The following is a 23,814-nucleotide window of genomic DNA, read 5'->3' on the forward strand; positions in this document are numbered from 1 at the left end:
GGCCCGGCGCTGCGAAGGGTTGCGTAACGAGCGTAGACCCGGATACATCCGGTCGCCTCCGTTCCGGCTGTACGCATCGGCCGCGTAGCGACAGGCCCTGCCTGTCTGCTCTTGACCTCAATCACAGTTGAGGTGGCACAGTGCGCGGAGTCCTCCTGGAATTTCCGACATGGCCCACGCCACATCGCCTCCTTCGCAGCACGACCTCTGGAACGGCCCCGCCGGCGACGCCTGGGTACAGGCGCAGTCCCTGCTCGATGGCATGTTCGCCGGCTTCGAGCCGATGCTTGCCGATCCCATTGCCGCCGAGCCAGATGCCCGCGTGCTCGACGTCGGTTGTGGTACCGGCGCGGTCTGCCTGGCTATCGCCGATCGGCTGGGTCCACAGGGCCGGTGCAGCGGCGTGGACATTTCCGCGCCGATGATCGCGGTGGCGCGTGCGCGGGCGCTGGCGGCAGGCAAGTCCATCGATTTCGCCGTGGGCGATGTCCAGCAGCATCCCTTTGCCCCCGCCAGCCTGGACCGCATCGTGTCGCGGTTCGGGGTCATGTTCTTCGATGATCCGGTGCGCGCGTTCGGCAACCTGTGGCAGGCGCTGCGTCCCGGCGGCATGCTGCATGCCATCGCCTGGCGCAGCCCGGGCGAGAATCCGTTCATGACCACCGCCGAGCGCGCCGCTGCGTCCCTGCTGACCTTGCCGGCGCGGGCGGAAGTCGGGCCGGGGCAGTTTGCGTTTGCCGATGCGGACGATGTGCTGGATATCCTGGATGACAGTGGCTGGGACCAGATCGACATCGCTCCGCTCGACGTGGAATGCAGCATCGCCCGCGACGATCTGCCGACGTACGTGTCACTGCTGGGGCCGGTCGGGCAGGCGTTGCGGGCCAAGGGCTTGGATCCGGACGTCAGGCAGCGGGTGCTGTCGACCGTGGTCGACGCGTTCGCACCGTTCGTGCGGGGCGATCGGGTAGTGTTCACCGCTGCGTGCTGGTCGATCCGGGCCTGCTGACCGCGAACCGGCCAACACCCATGTCACCCCGCCGCCGCCATTCGTCCCGGGTGACCGCCATTCGGCCCCAGGCCAATGACAGCAAGGGTTGAGGGGCACATGCTGGGTTCTTCGCCCTTTGCCTGTGACTGCCATGAAACGTCGTGACTGCCTGAAAGCCGGCCTGGCCGTGCCCTTGCTTCCGTTGGTCCAGAAGGCCGCTGCGGGCACTGCAAAGGCGTCACGGAACGCCTTCGCTCGTGTCCGTCCCGGTGCCGCCGGGTGGCCATCTGCGAACGAATGGAACCAGCTGTCCCGCGCCGTCGGTGGACGGCTGTCGATCCCGGTCTCCCCCTTCCTCGCCGATGCGGCTGCCCGCGCCGAGGCACTGGCGCAGATCCAGAACCCGTTCTTCATCGGCGACGAGCCTGCGCTGACCCAGACCAGCGGCTACCACGGGGCGTGGCTGTCGCGGCCCAGCGCGCGGGTGATAGCCGCCGCCAACAGCGCCGATGTGGCGGCGGCGGTCGATTTCGCGCGGCGGCACCGGCTGCGGCTGGTGGTCAAGGGCGGTGGGCACAGCTACCACGGCACCTCCTGCACGCCCGATTCGCTGCTGGTCTGGACGCGCGCCATGAACCAGGTCGCGCTGCACGATGCTTTCGTGGCCCAGGGCGCGCCCACGGGTACCGCCGCGCAGCCGGCAGTCAGCCTCGGCGCCGGTGCGATGTGGATTGATGCCTACGATGCGGTCACCACCCGCGCCGGCCGCTACGTCCAGGGCGGCGGCTGCACCTCGGTGGGCGTGACGGGTCTGGTCACCGGTGGCGGCTTCGGCAGCTTCTCGAAACGTTTCGGCACTGCAGCGGCCAGCCTGCTCGAAGCCGAAGTGGTCACCGCCGATGGGCGTGTGCGGGTGGTCAACGCCAGCCAGGATGCGGAGCTGTTCTGGGCGCTCAAGGGCGGCTGCGCCGGCAGTTTCGGCGTGGTTACGCAGATCACGCTGCGCACCCATGCCCTGCCGGCGACGTTCGGTGGGGTGTCGATGAAGGTCAAGGCCGAAAACGACGCGGCCTACCAGGCCTTGGCCGCCGAAGTCCTGCGCTTCTACCGCGATGCCCTGTGCAATGCGCAGTGGGGCGAACAGCTGCGCTTCGACAGCCATCGCACCTTCGGCGTGTCGATGGTGTTCCAGGGGCTGAGCCAGGAACAGGCTGTGGCGGTGTGGGCGCCGTTTGCGGCGTGGGTGGCCGCGCGCCCGCAGTACACCGTGATCGATCCCCTGCAGGCGCTGGCGCTGCCCGCCCAGCACATGTGGGACGCGGACTTCTTCCGCAAGCATGCCCCAACGTTGATCGCCGAAGACACGCGGGTTGGCGCGCGCACCACGCACATGCTGTGGAAGGGCGACCAGGGCCAGGTCGGCTGGTACCTGCATGGGTATGCCTCCGCGTGGATGCCTTCCGCGCTGCTGGACGATGCCCGCCGCGATGCCACCGCCGCGGCCATCTGCAACGCCGCGGCGCACATGCCGGTGGAACTGCACTGTAACAAGGGCCTGTTCGGCGCACCGGCCGATGCGCTCGCGGCCAGCCGCGATACCGCCATGCATCCTGCGGTGCTGGATGCGTTCGCGCTGGCGCTGATCGGCAACGCTGGCGGGCCGGTGTTCGCCGGCAGCGGCGGCGCGGTGGACGAGGTGGAAGCGCGCGAGGGCAGCGCCAGGGTCGGTCGATCCTACGCTGCGCTCCGTGAAGTGCTGCCTGCCGCGCCAACCTACGTTTCCGAGTGCGATTTTTTCCAGCGCGATTGGCAGCAGTCGTTCTGGGGCCCGCATTACCCCCGCCTGCTGGCAGCCAAGCGCCGCTACGACCCGGACGGGCTGTTCGTGATCCATCACGGCGTCGGCAGCGAAGACTGGAGCGCGGACGGGTTCGAGCCGCGCAGCTGACGCGGCGGCTGCCCTGGCTTAGGCTGCGGGCAATCCGCCCGCTGCTGGAGTCCGACCGTGCCCGCGTCCCTGCCCGCCGTAAACGTCCTGCTCTGCCTCTCCCTCGCAACCGCGCCCTTGCCCGGCATCGCTGCCGCGCAGACCGCTCCTGCCCCTCCCAGCGTCCCGGCGACGCAGAGCTTCAACGCACTGCTCGATGCGCAGACCATGGCGGCGATCAACGCCGATCCGGAACTGAAAACCCTGCTGGGGATCAGCGGCGACGGCGCGGGCGACACTTCCGACCAGCTCACCGATGTGTCGCTGGCCCGGCGTGAAGTCAACCGCCGCTTCCTGGCCGACAACCTGGCCGCGATCAAGGCCTGGAAGGGCGCGCCGCTGGACCCGCAGCAACAGCTCAGCGACGGCCTGGCGCGCTGGTTCTACCAGGCGCAGATCGACCTGATGGCGGTGCCGTGGGCGGCGGCGTGGCTGCCGGTGGGAGGAAGCACCTACGCGGTGGACCAGTTGTTCAGCCTGCCGGTGAACCTGCCACAGTTCTTCGACAACCAGCACGCCGTCACCGATGTGACCAGTGCGCGCCACTATATTGCCCGCCTGAACGCGATGGGCAGCAAGCTGGACCAGGTACGGGCCAACCTCGACATGCAGGCCGCCGAAGGCGTGGTGCCGCCGGAACTGGCCCTGGCCGGCGCGGCCAGCCAGTTCCGCACCCTGCTCAAACCGGCACCGAAGGACAGCCTGTGGGTGGCGTCGCTGCAGCGCAAGCTGGAGACGCTGCCGTCGATCCCCGCCGCCGAGCGCGCGGCACTGGTCGAACAGGCCACCGTGGCCGTGCGCGATTCGGTCAACCCCGGCTACCAGCGCCTGCTCGATCGCGTGCAGGCGCTGCAGGCCACCCACCCCGGCAACAACGGCATGTGGGCGCTGCCGCATGGCGATGCGTTCTATGACGCGGCCCTGCGCTGGTACACCAGCACCGACCTGGATGCCGATGCCATCCACCAGATCGGCCTGGACGAAGTGGCGCGCCTGGAAAAGAGCATGGACGCGCGCCTGCGCGAGATCGGCCTGCGCGATGGCACCGTCGCCGAGCGCATCCGGGCCCTCGGCGACGATCCGCGTTACCGCTATGCCGACAGCGATGCCGGCCGCAGGGAACTGATCGGCGACATCGAACAGCGCCTGCGTAACCTGGATCCGCTCCTGCCCACCTACTTCGGCCACCTGCCTCCACAGAAACTGCTGGTGCAGCCGGTGCCGGCGCACATGCAGGCCACCTCGCCCGGCGGCTATTACTACCCGCCGGCGATGGACGGCTCGCGCCCGGGCACCTTCTTCATCAACCTGGGTGACATGGCCTCCAACACCCGCTGGAGCACGCCTACCCTGACCTACCACGAAGGTTCGCCGGGCCATCACTTCCAGATCTCGATCGGGCAGACCCTGGCCGATCTGCCGCTGCTGCGCCGCAGCCTCAATCCCAGTGCGTTTTCCGAAGGCTGGGCGCTGTATGCCGAGCAGCTGATGGCCGAAGCCGGGGTCTACCGCGACGACCCGGCCGCCGACATCGGTCGGCTGCAGGCCGAGATGTTCCGCTCGGTGCGGCTGGTGCTGGACACCGGCCTGCACCGCAAGCGCTGGACGCCCGGGCAGGCCATCGCGTACATGCGCGAGAAGACCGGCATGGCCGAATCCGACGTTCGCATCGAAGTAAACCGCTACCTGGTGCAGCCGGGCCAGGCCTCGTCCTACAAGATGGGCCAGCTGCGCCTGCTCGCGCTGCGCGCCAAGGCGCAGAAGCAACTGGGCGATCGCTTCGACATCCGCGCCTTCCATGATCTGATTCTGGGCAACGGCGCGCTGCCGATGACCGTAGTGGAGCAGGCCGTGGACGCGTGGCTTGCCAGTGGCGGCGGTGATCCTCGACGCGCCCCCTGACCGGTAGAAATACCTAGCACGCCTCGGTGAAACTCCGCTTGTCCGCGCCGCGGTGGGTGCGCACAGTGGGGGCATGGCCTGCCTGGCAGGCCCGGAACCACAGGAGAACCCCATGCGTTCTTGCCGCAGTCCGAGCAATGGCGGCTACCCACCCCGCTACGCCGACACCACCGTGCAGTACGCAGCGCCAGGCGTGCCGCGATGACGCTGCAGCATCCCTGGATCTGGTTCCTGGCCCTGTTCCTGGTGCCGCTGGTGGCCGCGCTGGTGGTGAGCCTGCTGGTGCGCAGGCGCGGCATCACCGCCAACGCGGTGCTGGCCTGGTTCGTGCTGGTGTGCTGGATCGGCGCGCTGGCCGTGATCCTGTCGCAGGTGCTGTAACGGCTACAGCGACTGCCCCAGCTCGATGAACACCACCCGATGCCCACCTTCGCGCATGCCCAAACCGAAGATCAGCGGCCCGATCCACGAATCGAAGCCCAGGAACAGGCTGCCGTTCCAGATCCCATCGCTGAGTGACATGTCCGACCGGCGCTGCCACGCATTGCCGTACTCCACCGTGCCGCCCACCTGTGCCGACCGCCCCAGCACCTTGCCCAGCTCATAGGTGTAGCCGGCAAAACCCAGCGCGTAGTCCTGGCCGGTCAGCTGGTTCTGCTGGAAACCGGCCAACCGCCAGCGCCCGCCCAGCCGGTAGATGCTCTGCACCGGCGCAGTGCCCGACGAGGTCACGTGGTAGCGCAGGCCCAGCTGCACCGCGCTGCGCCCGAATGGGAACGCCCCCACCGCGTCCAGGTCGATCTGGCCGAACCGCGAATCCGCCCCCAGGCTCTCACGCGACTGGTAGGTGCCCAAGCCGGCAAGCAACCCGTCGCGCGGGAAGTAAAGGCTGTCGATGTTGTCGTAGGTGATGCGGGCGGTCAGCGCTCCTTCGTCGAAGTCCGTCCGGGGCACCGGCGGCGAGCCGATGTCCATCCGCGCACTGCCGGTATAGCGCTCGATACCAGCGCGCACAGAGAGCACGTTGGATACATTGCGCACCAGGTCCACGCCCGCCCCGGTGCGACGCGTCCGGTAGCGCGCGGTCTTGTTGCCGGCCTGGTCGAACACGTTGAAGCTGCGCGTTTCGTAGCCGCCCACGGCGTCGAAGGCGTAGCGGTTGCGCACGTCAAAAGGATGGTAATAACTGCCCTTGATCGCCGGCTCACTACCTGCCTGCAGGGTTATCCGCGCCTCGGCGCCATACGGCGACAGGGGCGCGAACAGCAGGCCCGCGCGCAGGTTGCTTTCGTGATTGCCGTCGAGATCGTTGCTGAGCGTCCAGCCCGCTTCCAGGTACGCCGGCCCATTGGGTTTTTCGTAAGCGGTGATCACCACCCCGACCTGGCCATCGCGGCGCTCCTGCGCATAGCTGATGCTGGCCAGGGTATCCATGCCATAGGCCTTCAGCACGCCTTCCTGCATGGCCCTGCTGTCCAGCGGCTTGCCGATTTCCACCGGCAGGTAGGACAGCAGCAGCTCGTCGGCGTAGCCGGTATGGTTGCGTATCTCGATGAACGCGATGGGCGCCGGCGCCGCGCGGGCCGCACGGGTTTCGCGGCTGGCATGCCAGCGCTGGTACACCGGCGCAGGCTGCGAAAACGCACGCAGCGCCGGCGCGGCCTGCTCCGCGGCCTGCTGGCCGATGGCCAACGCTTCGGGGGCTTTGTCGAAGTCGCCGGTGGCCACCTTGCCGGTCAGCGCCGGGGCGATCAGCATGTCCTGCGGGCCCAGCGTGTCCAGCTGCCGTTGCGCGTTGCGGGTGGTCAGGAAGCCGCTGAGCTGGCCGATCACGTCCACCAGGCTGGCATCACGGTCCAGCGCGCTGAGCGGGGTACCCACATCCACCGCGATCACCCGGTCCGCGCCCATCGCGCGCACCACGTCGATCGGCACCTGGTTGGAGACACCGCCATCGAGCAGCACGCGTCCATCAAGGGTGACCGGCCGGAAGATACCGGGCAGCGACATGCTGGCGCGCATCGCCATCGGCAGGCTGCCGTGATCGAGCACGACCGCCTCGCCGGTGTTCAGGTCGGTGGCGATGGCACGGAAGGGAATGGACAGGTCGTCGAAGTTGCCGGTGACCCGGCTGCCACCCGTGGCGGTCTCGAACAGCGCGATCAGGCGTTCGCCCTGGGACATGCCCGCCGACAGCTGCACCCGCTTGCCTTCGCCACCCAGCCCGATCCCGATCGGCGCCAGCTGTTCGTAGTCATCGGCCTTGCGCTGCAGCGAGCGCTCGCGGCGCGGCAGGGTGTCGCTGAACATCGCCATCCACTGCGTACCCAGGACCACCTGTTCGATCTCGTCGGGCGATTTTCCGGAGGCATACAGGGCACCCACCAGTGCACCCGCGCTGGTGCCGGCAATGCAGTCCACCGGGATGTGCAGGGCTTCGAGCTGGCGCAGGATGCGCACATGGGCGATACCGCGCGCGCCACCGCCGCCCAGCGCCACCCCGATCCGCGGACGCGGGTCGCCGCTGTCGCGGTGTCCACACTGCGTGCCGTCCAGCGTCGCGGCCGGCCCGACGGCAAGGGCGGCGCCAGGCGCAAGCAAGCCGGCCAACAGCAGGCACATGCCCGCAGGCGTGGGAATCACCAAGAGCCACCTCGATAAGGTGCGCGGCGCCGGGCCGGTGGGAGGGATGGGCCCCGGTGCGGCGCCGCGCGGTGAAACGTCGTGTGCCGTCAGCGGTTCATCGGGCCGGCGCACTACCCGGCGGGAAAGCGGCAAACAGCTTGTCCAAGCCTGCTTCCACCGCCGCGTTGGCCCGCTCAGGCGAGCTTGGCACCGTGGCGCTGGCCGTGCCACGCCAGACCGCCTGCTTGCTGCGCGCGTCGAACATGTCCACCACCAGCGTGCCCACCTCGTAGGTGCGGACAGTCGTGGTCGCGCTGCCCATGCCCATGCCACCGCCCCAGCCGCCCCCGCGCCAGCCCCAGCCGCCCATGTTGCTGCCGGTGTAGAAGGTGTCCAGGGTCTGCCGTTGGCTGGTCACGATATGCGCGGCCAGCGCGACGTCACCGTCGCTGGGGGTCTGCCGCCAGCCCCGCGCCGCCAGCCGTGAATCAATGCCGTCCACGATGCGCTGGGTGATCAGCGGGGAACCGCCCTGCGGCTTCATTGCCCAGCTGTAGGTCTTGAACGAGGCGAAGTTCGCCCCCGGATCGAAGTCGGTGTGAACGGTTGGCGTAGTGGCACAGGCCACCAGCGAGGTGGCGAGGACCGCAATCGCAAAGGCTTTCATCACGCGACACTCCCGGGCAGTGATCTGGCTTCCAGCCTAGCTTGTGGCCCACGCGTGGTCATCCGCATAACTACGCAGTCCAGCCAGCAAAACTACGGGTTGCCGCACCGGCATGGGGCCAAGGGCCAATTGCTGGCCCGGTCCAGCACAGGCGATCTTCACCCCCAATGACCAAGCGAGCGCCAGTGGTTGCGGTGGTCGACGACGAAGACGACGTGCGGCTTGCACTGCGCCGGTTGCTTCGCTCGGCCGGGTACGACGTGCTGGCCTACGAATCGGGGTCGGAGTTCCTGCGCCATGCCGCAACCAGCCTGCCCGACTGCGTGGTGCTGGACCTGCGCATGCCCGGTCCCAGCGGTTTCGAGGTACAGGCGTCGCTTCGCGCCCAGCAGCTGACCATTCCGGTGGTGGTGCTGAGCGCCGACGACAGTACCGCCAGCCGCCACCAGGCGCTGGCCGGGGGCGCCGACGCGTACCTGTGCAAGCCGGTGGACGGCGATGCGCTGATCAACGCCACGCAGGCGGCGATCGAGCGCTGCGCGCGACAACACCCCTCCTCCCCGCATGGTCGGCCGGAGTCCCCATGAACCGTCCCCGCTGTTCCGCCGCTGCTTCCGCCGCCGCGTGGCTGCCGCCCGCCCTGCTGCTCGGTGCAGCGCCCGATGCGCACGCCTCCTTCCTCAGTGGCGAGGCGCTGGATACGGCGGCCAACGTGATCGCCTGGCTGGCCCTGGTGGTGGTGCCGGTGGTGTTGATCGCGGTGTTCTGGATGGTGCACATCCTGCCCGAAAAGATCGCCCACAAGCGCCACCACCCGCAGCTCGATGCGATCAAGACCCTGTGCCTGCTGTCACTGCTGTTCGGTGGCCTGTTGTGGCCGTTGGCATGGCTGTGGGCCTATACCCGCCCGGTGCTGCACAAGCTGGCCTACGGCACCGACCAGGTCGACCACGGCCACGGCGACGCCGCGCTGGCGCCCCTGCACGATGCCCGGGCGGAGTCGGTCGAGCCGGACCTGCCCACCCCCGTGGACGCCTCTGCGTGGCAGCAGCGGGTCGATGCCCTCGAGCGGCGCCTGGCGGACATGGAACGGCTGCACCCGGGCCCGTCGACGCGGGCGGAGGAGTGAACCATGGAAGTCATCCTGCTGCTCATCTATTCCTTCTTCGTCTGGCTGATCTTCTTCAAGTTCAAATGGCTGCCGTGGAACTTCGTGTCACAGGTGGTGGTGGTCTCATTGCCGATCTTCGCGATGACCGCGCTGATCCTGGTCCTGAACGTGGTGGCGCCCTCCTCGTCGGACGTGCGTGCGATCAACTACGTGGTGCAGGTGGTCCCGCGCGTCACCGGACGGGTGATCGAGGTGCCGGTGGAAGCCAACCGCCCGGTGCGCAAGGGCGAGGTGCTGTTCCGCATCGACCCGGTGCCCTACCAGCAGCAACTGGCGGCGCTGGAAGCGAAGCTGCCCGAACTGTCGGCAAAAGTGGACAGTGCCGATGCCTACCAGCGCGAACTGGGCGAACAGCTGCGCGGCGCGCGCGCCACCCGCGAGGCGCTGGCCGTGCGCCTGCAGCTGGCCGAACGCCGCCAACGCCAGACCGGTGAGCTGGCCAGCACCGGTGCAGGCAGCCGCTTCGAACATGAACAGGCGCAGACCGAAGCGGCCAGCCTGCGCTCGGACCTGGTGTCCACCACCGCGCAGATGGCGCAGGTGCAGCAGAAACTGTCCGCACAGACCCGCGACGGCGAACTCTCCGAGGTGGCGCAGGCCCAGGCCGGCATGGTCCAGCTGCAGGCGCAGATCGTGGAAGCACGCTGGCAGCTGGAGCAGACCGTGGTGCGCGCGCCGGCCGATGGCAGCGTGATCAACCTGCAGCTGCGCGAAGGCTCTTACGCCGCCAGCCTGCCTTTGACCCCGGTGATGACCTTTGTCGAGCGCGAGCAATGGATCCTGGCGATGTTCTCGCAGAACGAACTGGGCAACGTGGCGCCCGGCAACGAAGCGGAAATCGCGCTGAAGGTGTATCCCAACCGCATCATCAAGTGCCGGGTCGATTCGGTGGTGTGGGCATCCGGCACCGGCCAGCTGCCTATCAGCGGCATGATTCCGCAGACCGGTACCAGCCCGCTGCCGCCGGGGCGGATCGCGGTGCGGCTGCGCCCGGACGGGCGCGACCGCGATGTGTTCATCGCCATGGGCGCGCAGGGCCAGGGCGCGATCTACACCGAGCACGGCACGCTGATCCACATCGTGCGGCGGGTGATCCTGCGCGTGGGCAGCAAGCTGGATTGGCTGGTCCTGAAGCTGCACTGACATGACCGCACCGCGCCGCCGCCGTCGTGCCCCGCCCCGCCCGCTGCTGCTGGCGCTGGCCCTCGCGCTGGCCGGCTGCGCCACCGCTCCGGAACCGGGCAGCAAGCAGATCCGCGCGGATGCGCTGGGCACGGTGGCCATTCCGCCGAACTGGTCGGCGCCCGCCAGCCAGGCCCAGGTCGACCGCGGCTGGCTCGATGCGTTTGCCGACCCGCAGCTGAGCGCCCTGGTGCACGAAGCGCTGGCCCGGAATCCGGACCTGCTGATTGCCGCGGCGCGGGTCGAACAGGCCAATGCCCAGGTCGAGATCGCCCAGGCCCAGCTGCGCCCCGCCATCGGCTTGATCGGCCGCGGCGGCTCCAAACCGATCGCCGACCTGGTGCCGCTGCTGAGCGGGTTGATGCTGCGCCTGAGCTGGGAGATCGATCTGTGGGGGCGCCTGCGTTACGCCCGCAATGCCGCCATGGCCGCCAGTGATGCGCAGAACGCCGACTACCGTTATGCCCAGCAATCGCTGGCGGCCAGCGTCGCCCGCGCATGGTTCACGGTGACCGAAGCACGCCTGCAGTACGACATCGCCGGGCAGATGGCCGGCAGCGGCGAGCAGCTGGTCCGCCTGGCCGAACAGCGCGAACGGGTTGGCGCGGGCAGTTCCAACGAAACCCTGGCCGCGCGCGCCAGCGCCGCCAGCTACCTGGATGCCCGCCAGCAGGCCGACCTGGCCACCCACAGCGCCAGCCGCGCGCTGGAGATCCTGCTGGGCCGCTACCCTGGCGCGACGCTGGCCGCGCCGGCCGCGCTCACCGCGCTGCCCGGCGACGTGCCGGCCGGCATGCCCATTGATGTGCTCAACCGGCGGCCGGACCTGTATGCCGCCGAGCGCCGCGTGGCAGCCGCCTTCGACCGGGTTGGCGAGGCGCGCGCGGCGATGCTGCCCACGCTGTCGCTGTCGGCCGGCTACGGACGGCTCAGCAATGCCGCCGTGCGCACCCGTGACGATCTGGAACAGACCACCTCCAGCGTTTCGGCCACCGGCATCATGCCGCTCTATACCGGCGGTGCGCTCAGCGGCCAGGTGCAGCTGCGTTCGGCCGAGCAGAAGCAGGCGGTGGCCGACTATGCGCGGCGCGCGTTGCTGGCGCTGGGCGAGGTGGAAGACGCGCTGACCGCCGAACGCGTGCTGGCCGAGCGCGAACAGCTGCTCGGGCAGGTGCTGGCCAACAACGAACAGGTAGTACTGCAGGTGCGCGATTCCGAACGCATCGGCCGGGCCGACCACCGCGCGGTGGCCACCCAGGAAATGCAGGCGCTGGCCGCCCGCTCGGCGCTGCTGGGCGTGCGCCGCGAACGGCTGAGCCGGCGCGTGGATCTGTACCTGGCCCTGGGCGGCGACTACGCCACGGCAGACGCCGCGGCGCCTGGCAGCCCGCCCTCCCCCTCCCCGGAGTAAGTGCGCATGTACTGGATGCTGCTGCTGGTACCGCTGGCGATCGCGCTGCACTACCTGCTGCCGGGCAACGCCCTGCTGGTCTTCGGCGCCACCGCGCTGGCGATCGTGCCGCTGGCGGCGCTGATGTCGCGTGCCACCGGCGCGCTGGCCGCGCGGCTCGGGCCCAGCATCGGCGGCCTGCTCAACGCCACCTTCGGCAACGCCGCCGAATTCATCATCGCGCTGGCCGCGCTGCGCGCCGGGCTGCACGGCATGGTCAAGGCTTCCATCGCCGGCACCATCATCGGCAACATCCTGTTCGTGCTCGGGCTGTCGATGGTGTTGGGCGGGTTGCGCCACGGCCAGCAGCGCTACGACGCCGCCAATGCCCGCATGCAGGCCACCATGCTGACCCTGGCGGTGATCACCCTGATCCTGCCGGCGTCGTACCGCGCGGTGGTGCCCGAAGCCGACGCCGCGCTGCAGTCGATCAGCCTGGTGCTCTCGGTGCTGCTGCTGCTGGTGTACCTGGCCACGGTGGTGTTCACCCTGCGCAACGCGGTAAGCGAGGGCGGCGAGCCCGCCGCCGGCCACGGCCACGATGCCAGCCTGTCCAACACCCGCGCCCTGCTGCTGTTGGCCTGCACCAGCATCGGCATCATCTGGATGAGCGAGATCCTGGTCGGCGTGGTGGAGCCGGCCAGCCAGCAGCTGGGATTCTCCGATGCGTTCACCGGCGTGTTCGTGCTGGCCGTGATCGGCGGCGCGGCCGAACAGGCCACCGCGCTGGTGGCTGCGCGCCGCAACCAGATGAGCCTGAGCCTGTCCATCGCGCTGGGGTCGGGCGTGCAGCTGGCGCTGCTGGTCGCGCCGCTGCTGGTGCTGCTCAGTTACGTGATCGGTCCGCAGCCGATGAGCCTGGAATTCGGCCCCGGCCTGGTGCTGAGCGTGCTGGTGGCAGTGATCATCACCGGGCAGGTGGCCAGCGATGGTCGCGCGGACTGGCTGCGTGGGGTACAGCTGCTTGGGCTGTACGTGATCCTGGCCACGCTGTTCTGGTTCGTGCCGGACGCGGGAACATGATCGCGCATGCGCCCCTCGCCCGCCCTGCTGATCCACCGCCATCGCTACACCTTCCTGTTCGGTGCGCTGCTGGTGACGGTGACCCTGGGCCCGTTGCTGGAGGCGATGTCGTTCGGCCACCGGCTGATGGAACTGCTGCTGTGCGCCAGCCTGCTGGCCGCGCTGTTTCCGATCGGGCAGCGCCTGCAGCGCCACGTGCTGCTGGTGCTGGTGCTGGTCGCCCAGCTGCTGCGCTGGTGGGCCAGCGACGCCGGCGGCGCGGTCGCCATGGCCGGCGCGGTGTTGTGGGGCGTGCTCGCCACCATCGCCGCTTGGCACGCCGTGCGCTTTTCGTTGTCCAGCCACCGCGTGCGCACCGAGCATCTGGCCGCCGCGTTGAGCGCCTACCTGCTGCTGGGCGTGTGTGGCGGCGTGGTGTTCGCCGCGCTGTCGGCGATTTCACCTGGCTCCATGGCGGTGGGCGGCCAGGGCACGGCGCATGGCCTGGGCATTGGCACCTCGATGTATTTCAGCTTCGTCACCCTGGCCACGCTCGGCTACGGCGACATCACCCCGGTCAGCCAGGTTGCGCGCGGGCTGGCCACGCTGGAAGCGATTGCCGGCCAGCTTTACCTGGCGCTGCTGGTCGCGCGCCTGGTGGGCCTGCGCAGTACCGATCGATCCCCCTGACCCATCGCACACCCGGGAGCCCGTCATGAAACGTCTGTACCTGCTGCCCTCGTTCCTCCTGCTGCTCACCAGTTCCCCGTGTTGGGCGGTTGAACCGCTGGATACCTTCAGCGTCCGCGTCGGTGGCTACATCACCGATTTCGATACGAAAGTGCGCGCCGACGGCCAGACCGGCCAAGGTACGCGCATCGACCTCAACCGCGACCTGGGCCTGGACAACAACAACGCCATCGGGGTGATCGCGCTGAGCTGGCGCCCCTGGGAAAAGCATGAGTTCGGCCTGTCCTGGTACCGCGACAGCGCCGATGCCGAGCGCAACACCGAACGCGACATCGACTTCAACGGCCAGCACTACGCCACCCATACCCGGATCCGCGCCAAGTTCGACCTGGACGCCTACGAGGGCTACTACACGTGGTGGGCCTGGGGCGACGAGCGCTGGGCCCTGGGTCCGCGCGTGGGCCTGATCTGGTACCAGATGGACCTGGACCTGAGCGCCACCGCCGATGTCAACGGCAACCCCATCAATGCTCGCGCGGGCAACGACGTCAACGCCGACCTGCCGGCGCCCACGATCGGCGGCAGCTGGCGCTGGGCACCTGGCGAGCACTGGCGCCTGAGCGCCGACGCGGGATATTTCAGCGCCAGCCTCAATGACGTCGATGCGGACGTCACCTTCGGTCGCGGCGGCGTGGAGTACTTCCCGTGGGACAACTGGGGGTTCTCGCTCGACTACACGGTGCGCCGCATCGAAGCGGACGTGGATGCCTCGCGCCTGGATGGCAACCTGCGCTTCGTCGACAGCGGCGTGCGGGTCGGTGTGATCTACCGGTTCTGATCGCCATGCCCGTGCTTCGGCTGTTGTTGCGCTGTGCGTGCGCGACCGGGCTGCTGGCCTGGGCGCTCATGGCGGGCGCTGCGCCCACCCCGGCCACGGCGCGCTGGTTCAACCGCGACCTGGTGACCTTCCGCGCAGCGCTGTACGGCAACCCGCCGGAGATGCGCGCGCGCGCCACGGAAGCCAACCTGGCCCGCATCGTCGATCTGCCTGGCCAGGCAACCCTGCAGACCCAGCCGGTGCCGCAGGGCGTGTTGATCCTGGCCGGCGGGCAGCTGGTCACCGTGCTGACACCGGCCGACTGCAACGCGCTGGGCAACGAAACCCTGCCTGAACTGCGCGATCGCACCGTGGCCCGGATGCAGCAGGCGCTGGTGGCCGCAGAACAGGCACGCCTGCCGCAACGCCTGCTGGCCGGTGCCGCGTGGGCACTGCTGGCCACCGTCATCGCGGTGGGCGTGCTGTGGGGGCTGCGCTGGTGCAGCCGGCGCATGCGCCGACGGGTGGATGGCTGGGTCCAGCAGCGCGTGCAGCTGCTGCGCAGCGTTTCGGCGCGGCAGCTGCTGCTGGGGCTGGTGACCAGTGCGCGCAGCCTGGGGCGGCTGGTGGGCTGGCTGGTGGTGCTGGTGGTGCTGGAGGAATGGCTGCGCTTCGTGTTCAGTCGTTTCCCCTACACCCAGCCGTGGTCGGCGGCGATGGGCGGCTGGATCGCCGAACGGTTCGGCCGCTTTGGTCGCGGCGTGGTGGAGGCACTGCCCGACCTGTTCACGGCCGCGCTGATCTTCCTGGCCGCACGGCTGGTGGTGCAGGCGGTCCGCATCGTGTTCGACGGGGTGGCCAGCGGTCGCTTCCAGTTCGTGGGCATCGACCAACCGCTGGCCGAACCGACCCGCCGGATCATCACCGTGGTGATCTGGCTGTTCGCGCTGGCAATGGCCTACCCCTACCTGCCCGGTGCCGAGACCGACGCGTTCAAGGGGCTGAGCGTGTTCGTCGGCCTGATGGTGTCGTTGGGTGCGTCCAGCATCGTTGGGCAGGCGGCCAGTGGCTTCACCCTGCTGTACTCACGCACCCTGATGGTCGGCGATGTCGTGCGCGTGGGCGACACCGAAGGCGTGGCACTGCAGATCGGCTTGTTCACCACCCGCCTGCGCACGCCGTTAGGGGTGGAAGTCAGCATCCCCAACAACGTGGTGCTGGCCGGCGAGCTGCGCAACTACTCGCGCGATCCGCAGGGGCCGGGCCTGTGGCTGGAAAGTGCGCTCACCATCGGCTACGACGCACCGTGGCGGCAGGTGCACCGCCTGCTGCTGCAGGCCGCGGCGGCCACTGACGGGGTACTGGCCGATCCAGCGCCGCACGTGGTGCAGTCCGAACTGGGCGACGTCGCGGTGCGCTACGTGCTGCGCGTGCGCGTGATCGAGGTCGAGCGCAGGTGGCAGGTACGCAGCGCTCTGCACGCGCAGATCCAGGACGCATTCAATGCCGCAGGGGTGCAGATCATGTCGCCCAATTACGAAGGCGACCCGGAGCAGGCCAAGGTGGTGCCGAAGGCGTACTGGGAGGGACGTCCGGCACCGGCCAACGACGAAACCTAATTTTCGGTATCGACCCGCGTCCAGCTGCTGTCCGGATCGAACAGGGTCATGGCGCGGGCTTCGCGGTCGGTGTCCGGCCCCAGGTCCTTTTCGTAGACCTGGCCGGCATGGCTGATGGTGAAGCTCATCACGCCGCTGTCGCCGTAACGCGCCGGCCAGGCCACCAGCGCGAAGCCGCGGGTCATGGCACCGGCCACCGTGTAAGGGTAAGCCCCTCGCGGTGCAGAGGGACCCTGCCCCTGCAGGATCCGGTAGTGGTAGCCATGCCACTCGTCGTCCGGCGTCTCGCCGCCGAACAACGGCCCCAGCGGGCTCTCGCCACCGGCATCGGCCGGCCAGTACAAGCCGTCATGCGTGCCGGGACTGCTGCGCAGCCGGGCCGCGTACTCGGGCAGCGTGTCGTTGTTGCGGTCACGGCGCGCGTATTCGCGCTGGGCGTCATGGTAGGCCAGCACGGCCTGCACTGCTTCGCGCTCGTTGCGCCCGATCCGGCGCGCACGCAGTTCCGGCGCCGCCGCCGCCAGGTCGAAGGCCCAGCCGGCGCCCTGTTTCACCAGTGGCACCGGCAAGGTCCAGCCTTCGTCGCCCACGCTGACCAGCGCATGGCTGGCATCGACCGGCTGTATCGCATGCCTGCGCTGGTACTGGCTGACGAAGGTGTCCACGTCCTTGCGCTCGATATCGTCGCGCGGCACGTAGTCCTCCCAGTCGGCACCCAGCACCACCGAAACCTGCTCGGGCTGCGTGTCACGCACTTCCAGCGCCGTCACCAGGGCATCGGCGGCAGCGGCGGCGCTGGGGTAGGCCTGTTGCGCCTGGGTGGGCGCGGCCAGCAGCAGGCAGGCCACGCTCAATAGGGAAAGACGAAGGGTCATGGCAGATCTCCGATCAACGGCGACGACCGCCGCCACCGCCGCCGCGCGGAGCGGCGGGCCGATTCATCGGCCGGCCCTGCGGGCGTGCGCCGGCGGGACGCTGCGAACTCTGCACGCTGCGATGCCCGCGGTTGGCATCGCCCAGCGACTGGCCGGGATTGCGCGCACCACTGAATGCATTCTCCGGATGGCTGCCGGGCGGGCGGCCGTGGCCGGCGCCGCCCTGGTTGCTGCGCTGTCCCAGCTCACGCTGCGACGCGCCGGCGCGGTCGCGCGCCTCGCGGTTGGTGGTGGCGGGCGTATCGAATCCGCGGCGCTCCATCGACTGGCGCGCGCGGTCGCGCTCGGCCGCCCGGGCATCATCACGCCCGCGATACTCCTGGCGCTGCGCCGCACCGTCGCGCGCGCCATCAAAGCGTTCGCGGGTGGCACCGTCACGGTAGGGCACGCCGTCGCGGTTGGCCGCATTGTGCTTCCACTTGCTGTCGTTGCGGTTGATCTGGCGGTTGCTGTTGAACTCGTTATAACGGTTCACGTCGATATCAATATCGCCGTGCCCCCAGTCCAGGTCGCCCCACAGCGCACCGCCTACGGCCACGCCGATGCCGAAACTGAGCAGCGCACCGCCAGGATAGTAGTACGGCGGAGGTGGGTAGTAGTACGGCGGGTAGGCCGGGTAGGCCCAGCTGCCATACACCACGCCGGGGTTGTAGCTGGGCACGTAGACCACCTGCGGGTCGGCCGACTCGATCACGATGGTCTGCGGCGCCGACGCTGCCGCAGGCTGGGTGCTCACCTTCTGCTGCTGGTTGGAGTCCAGGTTGCCGGCGCTCTGCGCCTGCCGACGCAGGCGTTGCACCGAGTCCATCACGGCGTCCGGCTGGGCCAGGAACGCATCGCCCATTTTCTGCACCCAGGCCGGGTCCTGCCCCAGCACCGCCAGCAGCTGCGGGAACGCAACCAGCGACTGCACGCTGGGATCCCACGCCTGGTTGGCCACCTGGCGCACGGCGTCTTCGCCCTTGGCATCCGGATGCGCCTTGGACCACGCCACCGCGTCGGTGACATCGCCGGGATAGCTGGAGGCCATCAGCACCTGCGCCAGCAACGCGTCGGGATACAGCGCCACCGGGGCGAGCATCTGGTCCAGCTGTTCGCGGGTGAACGTGCCCTGGCCCACCGCTGCCTTGGCGGGCGCCGGTACGGCAGCGACGACGGGATCCACCGCCACCGCCGAGCAGGCCAGCGCCAGCACCAGCACCAGCGTGGGAAGCCGTGCCCATGTCAGGTAGGTGTGCATGCAACCTCCACTTCAATGCGCCGTGCGCCTGCGGCCAGGGTTCAGGGTTTGACGCCCGCCTGTACGCCCTTGTCCACCACCAGCTTGGCCACCACCTTGCGCGCCGCGCCGTTGCTGCCGCTGCCGGCATCCGGTGCCACGCCCATGCCGTCGCCGGCGCGGACCCGACCCGGTGCCAGGCCGGCATTCTGCTGCAGGTAGTTGGCCACCGCCGCGGCACGCTGGGTGCTCAGGCGCTGGTTGGCGGCGGCGTTGCCGGTGGCATCGGTGAAGCCCTGCAGCACCACGGCGTAGTTGTGGGTCTGCTTGGCCTTCGCGGCGAATGCGTCCAGGTCGCCGCGCGCCTTGGCCGACAGCTTTGCGCTGCCCGAGTCGAAGGTCACTTCCGCTGCATCCAGCTGCTCGTACGTACCGAACTCGTCCATGCGCTGGTTCATCGCACCGACTTCCGCCGTGGTCGGCGCCATGCCGGCCTGGATCTGCCGGGTGGTGCGCAGGTCCTCGGAGCGGAAGCTGATTTCGCGCGCGGCCAGCGCATCGCCTGCGGCGCTGCCTTCGACCGTGACCGGCAGGCCCGCCGCCAGAACGCTGGCGTCGGTCTTTTCATGGATGACGTTGGTCAAGCCCTTGGTCTTCTTGTAGACCGTGTCGGCCGACACCTGCACGGTGTGTGCCGTGCGGGTCTGGTCCACCACGGTGATGGTGTTGCCCTGCACGGCGGTGATCACGCCCTTGAGCTTGGTCCTGCCCGGATCGGCGGCCAAGGCGGCCAGGGCGGTGAAGCCGGCCAGCACCAGCAGCAGGCGGGCGGCGGCGCGGAACAAAGGGCGCGTGGACATGGGGCAGCTCCAGGAACGGGGACGATGAACCACGCTAGGCGTGGGCCAGCCGCCCCGCAATTGGCCCTTGGGGCCATACGTCCGGCATGGCCCCAAGGGCCAATTCCCGGCCCTGCGGCAGGGGTCTAGCCTGCGCTGCGTAGTGACCGCCGCGCCCTCATCGCAGCGCGCGGCATGTTCCTTTCGTTCGCCGCCGGAGCCCTGCCATGAATGCCGACCCTGCTGCCCCTCCGCAACTGTCCACGGTGCTGGCCGCGGCCTCGATGCGCGCCGACCACTGGCGCCAGCTGAACGCGTATGCGCGAGTGTGGGCTGCCGCAGGCACCGACAGCGCCGAACGGCGCGCCGCCTGCGTTGAAGCGTTGGCTGACCTGCGCCCGCTCGAACAGTGCTGGGCCTACCCCGGCGAACGCCTGCTGGCCGCGCTGGCGGCGGCTCTGGCCGACAACGACGCCGCACAGTTCGCGCGGCTGGCACGCAAGCTTTCCGCCGCAATCCTGTCCGGTGATTTCCGCCGCGACGAACAGGCCTGGAACGCCGACGACGACGGCGACCGCACCCTGCTCGACGCGCTGCCGCCCGAGCTGCTGGGCGCGCCGGACAAGCCCTACTTCGAAGTGTTGATCGTGACCCCCAACGAACCGGCGCTGTGGCAACGTGCCCGTGACGAAATGCGCGCCATGCGCCGCGGCGATGATCAGTTCCACTATGCCGTCACCCACGCTGGCAGTTTCGAGGATGCCGCGCTGGCGGCAATGGTCAACGCGGACGTGCAGGCAGTGGTCATCGTCGACGGATTCCGTTTCACCTCGCTGCTCGACATCCCGGACCTGAAACAGTTCCTCGCCCGCAACCTCGGCAACGACGCCGAGCCGTCCGCTGCCGGCGCATTGTCCACCTCGCTGGCCCGCGCCCTGAAGCACTTCCGCCCGGAGCTGGACCTGTACCTGCTTACCGACCGCTCCCCGGAGCGGCTGGCCGGCAGCGACGAAGCCGCGCCGCTGCGCCGCGTCTTCCACCACGTCGAAGAACCCATGGAAGTGCACCTGGCATTGCTGGATGGCATCGCCGACCGCTACGAAACCCCGTACTTCGACAACCTCAAGAAATATGCGCTGCGCCCGATCGGGACCTTCCACGCACTGCCGATCGCACGCGGCAAGTCCATCTTCGGCTCCAACTGGATCCGCGACATGGGCCACTTCTACGGCACCAACATCCTGTTCGCCGAATCCTCGGCCACCACCGGTGGCCTGGACAGCCTGCTGGAACCCACCGGCACCATCAAACGCGCGCAGACGGCAGCGGCACGGGCTTTCGGCGCCAAGCGCGCCTACTTCGGCACCAACGGCACCTCCACCTCGAACAAGATCGTGGTGCAGGCGGTATGCAAGCCGGGCGACATCGTCATTGTCGACCGCAACTGCCACAAATCGCACCACTACGGCTTCGTGCTCAGCGGTGCGCAGCCCTACTACGTGGAAGCCTTCCCATTGACCCAGTATTCGATGTACGGCGCGGTTCCGCTGCGTACCATCAAGCAGGCGCTGCTGGACTGCCAGGCCGGCGGCACGCTGGACCGGGTCAAGGTCATCGACATGACAAACTGCACCTTCGATGGCCACATGTACAACCCGCAGCGGGTGATGGAGGAATGCCTGGCGATCAAGCCGGACCTGATTTTCCTGTGGGACGAAGCGTGGTTCGGCTTCGCCCGTTTCAGCCCGCTGCACCGTCGGCGCACCGGCCTGGGCGCCGCGGCCGCATTGACCGAGCGCTATCGCAGCAAGGCCTACCGCGCCGAGTACGAGGCCTGGAAGGAACAGCGGGGAAAGGTCGATCCCGGCGATCCGGCGCAGCTCGATGAACATCTGCTGCCCGATCCGGATGCGGTGCGCATCCGGGTGTACCAGACCAACTCCACCCACAAGTCGATGTCCGCGTTCCGGCAGGGGTCGATGATGCTGGTCTGGGACGAGGACTTCCACGAGGTGGAAGGCCCGTTCGAAGAGGCGTTCTTCGCCCACACCTCGACCTCGCCAAACCTGCAGCTGATCGCCTCGCTCGACCTGGCACGGCGGCAGATGGAGCTGGAGGGATACGGCCTGACACTCAAGATGACCGACCTGGCGCTGCGCCTGCGGCGCACCATCAACAGCCACCCGTTGATCTCGAAGTACTTCCATGTCGCCACGCCCGAAGACATGATCCCGGCCGAATTCCGCGCCTCCGGCCTGCGCGACTACGGGCCGCCCAATGCCAGCTGGGTGGAGACGCTGCAGGCCTGGGACGACGATGAGTTCGCGCTGGACCCGACCCGCCTGACCGTGATCTGCGGCGCCGCCGGCTTCGACGGCACCCAGTTCAAGGGCCTGCTGGCCGAGCGCTTCGACATCCAGATCAACAAGACCTCGCGCAACAGCATCCTGGTACAGACCAACATCAACAACACCCACAGCGACGCGGCGCTGTTGATCAAGGCGCTGGCCGACCTCTCGCGCGAAATCGAATCGCGACTGGCGCAGGAAGGCGACAACGGTCGCCAGGTCTTCGCCGAGCGGGTCCGCGCGTTGATGACCGACGTGCCCGACCTGCCCAACTTCAGCCAGTTCCACGATGCCTTCCGCGAAGCACCGGACGGGGCCAGCAACGAAGGCCACATGCGCCCGGCGTTCTTCATGGCGTACGAGGAAGCCAACTGCGAATTCGTGCGGCTGCACAGCGACGACGTCGACCGGCGCCTGGCCGAAGGGCCGCAGATGGTGTCTGCCAACTTCGTCATCCCCTACCCGCCCGGCTTCCCGATCATGGTACCCGGGCAGGTGATCACCGCCGACACCATTGCCTTCATGCGCAAGCTGGATGTCAAGGAGATCCACGGCTACCACGCCGCGCAGGGAATCAAACTGATCAAACCCGATGCGCTGGCCGGCCTGCGTGCCGGTTCCCTGCAGTGAACCGCCGTTCCCCGGACAGGAGCACATGTCATGCAAGGTTTCTTCCAGTTTCTCGCTGACAACCCCTACATCCTGCTGTTCTTCACCGTCGGCATGGCGGTGCTGGTGGGTAAGTTCTCGGTCAAGGGCTACGGCCTGGGCATGGTCGCCGCGGCCGTGGTGGTCGGCGCGGCGCTGGCCACCTGGGCGTCCACCTACGGCGTGAAGCTGCAGCTGGACAACTTCGCCAAGTCACTCTTCTACTATCTGTTCATGTATGGCGTAGGCCTGCGGGTGGGGCCGGCGTTCTTCAACAGCCTCAAGAAGGATGGCATCACTTTCACCATCCTGGCGGTGATCTGCTCGGTGCTCGGCCTGGGCCTGGTGGTGTTGATGTCCGGCATGCTGGGCCTGCCGGCCGGCGCCGCCGGTGGCGTGCTGGCCGGCTCGCAGACCATGTCGGCCGCCATCGGCACCGCCGAAATGGCGGTCGAACAAGGCGCCTACCAGCTGCCGCCGGGGACCACCGCCGAGCAGGTTTCAGGAATGATCGCGCTGGGCTACGGCGTCACCTATATCTGGGGCACGGTGGGCATCATCCTGATCTGCAAGTACCTGCCGCGCTGGTGGGGCGTGGATGCGCGCAAGGCCGCGCGCGAATACGAGCTGGAACACGGCGTGCGCAATGTCGACGACGCCGCACTGTCGGGCTACCGCGGTGGTGGCCTGCGTGCCTACCGCCTCGACAACACCACCACCGCCGGCCAGAGCATCGGCCAGTTCCGCAGCAGGTATCCGCAGTACCGCATCGCCAACGTGCGCCGCGGCGAGGAGACGCTGGGTGCCGCCCCCGGCCTGGTGCTGCAGCAGGGCGACGTGGTCGCGCTCGGGGGTCGCCTGCAGGACCTCACCGACAACATCGGCCTGCTCGGTGTGGAAGTGGACGACCCCAAGGCGCTGAACATTCCGCTGGACCAGGCCGAGATCCTGGTCACCGACAAGGACTTCGTCGGCAAGCCGCTGAAAAGCCTGGCCGGCGAAGATTTCGCCGGGCAGCTGCAGGTCACCCGGCTGGAACGCTCGGGCGAACCCATCCCGGCCGGCGCCGAAACGGAACTCAAGCGCCTGGACGTGGTGTTCGTCACCGGCCTGAAGAGCGCGGTCGACCGTGCGGCCGGCCTGCTGGGCAAGATCGCCCGCCCCAGCACCACCACCGACCTGCTGACGCTGTCCGCTGGCATGGTGCTGGGCCTGCTGATCGGCAAGATCAACGTACCGATCGGCGACTTCTCGGTCGGGCTGGGCAACGCGGGTGGCCTGCTGCTTTCAGGCATTCTGGTGTCGTCGGTGGTGTCGCGGCTGCGCTTCTTCGGCAGCACGCCCAACGCCGCGCGCAACATCCTGGAGGACCTGGGCCTGGTGACCTTCATCGCCATCGTCGGCATCAACGCCGGTGCCACCCTGCTGGAACAGCTGACCGGCGCCATCGCGGTCAAGATATTCCTGGCAGGCTTCGTCGCCAGCACGGTGCCGCCGTTCATCACCTGGGCCGTGGGTTACCACTTCTTCAAGATCAATCCCGCCGTGCTGATGGGCGGCGTGGCCGGTTCGCGTTCGCATTCGGGTCCAGCGCGCGAGGCCGCCAAGGAGATCGACAGTACCGTGCCCTGGGTGGGCTTCCCGGTCGGCTATGCCGTGTCCGGCGTGCTGTACACGGTGTTTGGCTACTTCGCGATGGTGCTTTCGAACTAGGAGGCCGAC

The 23,814-nt window shown here is 68.7% G+C and carries 19 protein-coding genes; 14 read left to right on the forward strand and 5 right to left on the reverse strand.

Going from position 1 to position 23,814, the window contains the following annotated elements:
- Nucleotides 1–169: 169 nt before the first annotated feature.
- From ACTJI4_RS09840 to ACTJI4_RS09855, 4 genes are all read left to right on the forward strand, one after another.
- Nucleotides 170–1,009 carry a class I SAM-dependent methyltransferase gene (locus ACTJI4_RS09840; protein WP_440869233.1) on the forward strand — a complete coding sequence of 280 codons (840 nt, stop codon included), beginning with the start codon at nucleotides 170–172 and terminating at the stop codon, nucleotides 1,007–1,009.
- A gap of 133 nt (nucleotides 1,010–1,142) precedes the next feature.
- Complete coding sequence (locus tag ACTJI4_RS09845) at nucleotides 1,143–2,939, forward strand: FAD-binding protein (RefSeq protein ID WP_440869234.1); 1,797 nt, start codon at nucleotides 1,143–1,145, stop codon at nucleotides 2,937–2,939.
- A 57-nt stretch (nucleotides 2,940–2,996) separates the two neighbouring features.
- A complete protein-coding gene (locus ACTJI4_RS09850) occupies nucleotides 2,997–4,880 on the forward strand; it encodes a DUF885 domain-containing protein (RefSeq protein ID WP_440869235.1) in 1,884 nt (627 codons plus the stop codon).
- Between the two features lie 201 nt (nucleotides 4,881–5,081).
- Nucleotides 5,082–5,261 (forward strand): hypothetical protein, encoded by a 180-nt coding sequence (locus tag ACTJI4_RS09855; RefSeq protein ID WP_392924129.1) that lies wholly within the window; start codon nucleotides 5,082–5,084, stop codon nucleotides 5,259–5,261.
- 3 nt (nucleotides 5,262–5,264) lie between these two features.
- On the opposite strand, the gene ACTJI4_RS09860 is transcribed toward ACTJI4_RS09855, so the two are convergent.
- Together ACTJI4_RS09860 and ACTJI4_RS09865 are read right to left on the reverse strand one after the other, a co-directional pair.
- Complete coding sequence (locus ACTJI4_RS09860; protein ID WP_440869236.1) at nucleotides 5,265–7,523, reverse strand: patatin-like phospholipase family protein; 2,259 nt, start codon at nucleotides 7,521–7,523, stop codon at nucleotides 5,265–5,267.
- Nucleotides 7,524–7,620: 97 nt separating this feature from the next.
- Nucleotides 7,621–8,172, reverse strand: a complete 552-nt coding sequence (locus tag ACTJI4_RS09865) for a DUF4136 domain-containing protein (RefSeq protein WP_392924134.1) — start codon at nucleotides 8,170–8,172, stop codon at nucleotides 7,621–7,623.
- Between the two features lie 167 nt (nucleotides 8,173–8,339).
- Here ACTJI4_RS09865 and ACTJI4_RS09870 point away from each other — a divergent pair, with 167 nt between their 5' ends.
- The 8 genes from ACTJI4_RS09870 to ACTJI4_RS09905 are packed head-to-tail and all read left to right on the forward strand — an operon-like array spanning nucleotide 8,340 to nucleotide 16,103.
- Complete coding sequence (locus ACTJI4_RS09870; RefSeq protein WP_440869237.1) at nucleotides 8,340–8,759, forward strand: response regulator transcription factor; 420 nt, start codon at nucleotides 8,340–8,342, stop codon at nucleotides 8,757–8,759.
- Complete coding sequence (locus tag ACTJI4_RS09875; protein WP_392924141.1) at nucleotides 8,756–9,301, forward strand: DUF3302 domain-containing protein; 546 nt, start codon at nucleotides 8,756–8,758, stop codon at nucleotides 9,299–9,301. Before ACTJI4_RS09870 ends, ACTJI4_RS09875 begins: the two co-directional genes overlap by 4 nt.
- Before the next feature lie 3 nt (nucleotides 9,302–9,304).
- Complete coding sequence (locus tag ACTJI4_RS09880; protein WP_392924144.1) at nucleotides 9,305–10,486, forward strand: HlyD family secretion protein; 1,182 nt, start codon at nucleotides 9,305–9,307, stop codon at nucleotides 10,484–10,486.
- Nucleotide 10,487: 1 nt separating this feature from the next.
- The gene (locus tag ACTJI4_RS09885) at nucleotides 10,488–11,936 is read left to right on the forward strand and encodes an efflux transporter outer membrane subunit (protein WP_440869238.1); all 1,449 of its coding nucleotides are present in this window, start codon (nucleotides 10,488–10,490) and stop codon (nucleotides 11,934–11,936) included.
- Between the two features lie 6 nt (nucleotides 11,937–11,942).
- A complete protein-coding gene (cax, locus tag ACTJI4_RS09890; protein WP_392924149.1) occupies nucleotides 11,943–12,998 on the forward strand; it encodes a calcium/proton exchanger in 1,056 nt (351 codons plus the stop codon).
- A 6-nt stretch (nucleotides 12,999–13,004) separates the two neighbouring features.
- Nucleotides 13,005–13,667, forward strand: coding sequence for a potassium channel family protein (locus ACTJI4_RS09895; RefSeq protein WP_440869239.1), 663 nt, complete (start codon nucleotides 13,005–13,007; stop codon nucleotides 13,665–13,667).
- Nucleotides 13,668–13,692: 25 nt separating this feature from the next.
- Nucleotides 13,693–14,505 (forward strand): hypothetical protein, encoded by an 813-nt coding sequence (locus tag ACTJI4_RS09900; protein ID WP_440869240.1) that lies wholly within the window; start codon nucleotides 13,693–13,695, stop codon nucleotides 14,503–14,505.
- Nucleotides 14,506–14,510: 5 nt separating this feature from the next.
- Nucleotides 14,511–16,103 carry a mechanosensitive ion channel family protein gene (locus ACTJI4_RS09905; protein WP_440869241.1) on the forward strand — a complete coding sequence of 531 codons (1,593 nt, stop codon included), beginning with the start codon at nucleotides 14,511–14,513 and terminating at the stop codon, nucleotides 16,101–16,103.
- On the opposite strand, the gene ACTJI4_RS09910 is transcribed toward ACTJI4_RS09905, so the two are convergent.
- Genes ACTJI4_RS09910 through ACTJI4_RS09920 form a run of 3 tightly spaced genes read right to left on the reverse strand, consistent with a single transcriptional unit; the run spans nucleotide 16,100 to nucleotide 19,117 of the window.
- Nucleotides 16,100–16,978, reverse strand: a complete 879-nt coding sequence (locus tag ACTJI4_RS09910) for a DUF2950 domain-containing protein (RefSeq protein WP_440869242.1) — start codon at nucleotides 16,976–16,978, stop codon at nucleotides 16,100–16,102. The two genes, ACTJI4_RS09905 and ACTJI4_RS09910, sit on opposite strands and share 4 nt — an antisense overlap.
- A 13-nt stretch (nucleotides 16,979–16,991) precedes the next feature.
- The gene (locus tag ACTJI4_RS09915) at nucleotides 16,992–18,278 is read right to left on the reverse strand and encodes a DUF3300 domain-containing protein (RefSeq protein WP_440869243.1); all 1,287 of its coding nucleotides are present in this window, start codon (nucleotides 18,276–18,278) and stop codon (nucleotides 16,992–16,994) included.
- 41 nt (nucleotides 18,279–18,319) lie between these two features.
- Entirely contained in the window at nucleotides 18,320–19,117 is a 798-nt protein-coding gene (locus ACTJI4_RS09920; protein ID WP_392924165.1) for an OmpA family protein, read from the reverse strand.
- Between the two features lie 206 nt (nucleotides 19,118–19,323).
- Between ACTJI4_RS09920 and ACTJI4_RS09925 the strand changes: the two genes are divergently transcribed.
- Nucleotides 19,324–22,074 carry a hypothetical protein gene (locus ACTJI4_RS09925; protein WP_392924167.1) on the forward strand — a complete coding sequence of 917 codons (2,751 nt, stop codon included), beginning with the start codon at nucleotides 19,324–19,326 and terminating at the stop codon, nucleotides 22,072–22,074.
- A gap of 30 nt (nucleotides 22,075–22,104) precedes the next feature.
- The gene (locus ACTJI4_RS09930) at nucleotides 22,105–23,805 is read left to right on the forward strand and encodes an aspartate:alanine exchanger family transporter (RefSeq protein ID WP_392924169.1); all 1,701 of its coding nucleotides are present in this window, start codon (nucleotides 22,105–22,107) and stop codon (nucleotides 23,803–23,805) included.
- Nucleotides 23,806–23,814: the final 9 nt, after the last annotated feature.

Source organism: Stenotrophomonas sp. 22385, assembly GCF_052045085.1.
GTDB lineage: Bacteria > Pseudomonadota > Gammaproteobacteria > Xanthomonadales > Xanthomonadaceae > Stenotrophomonas.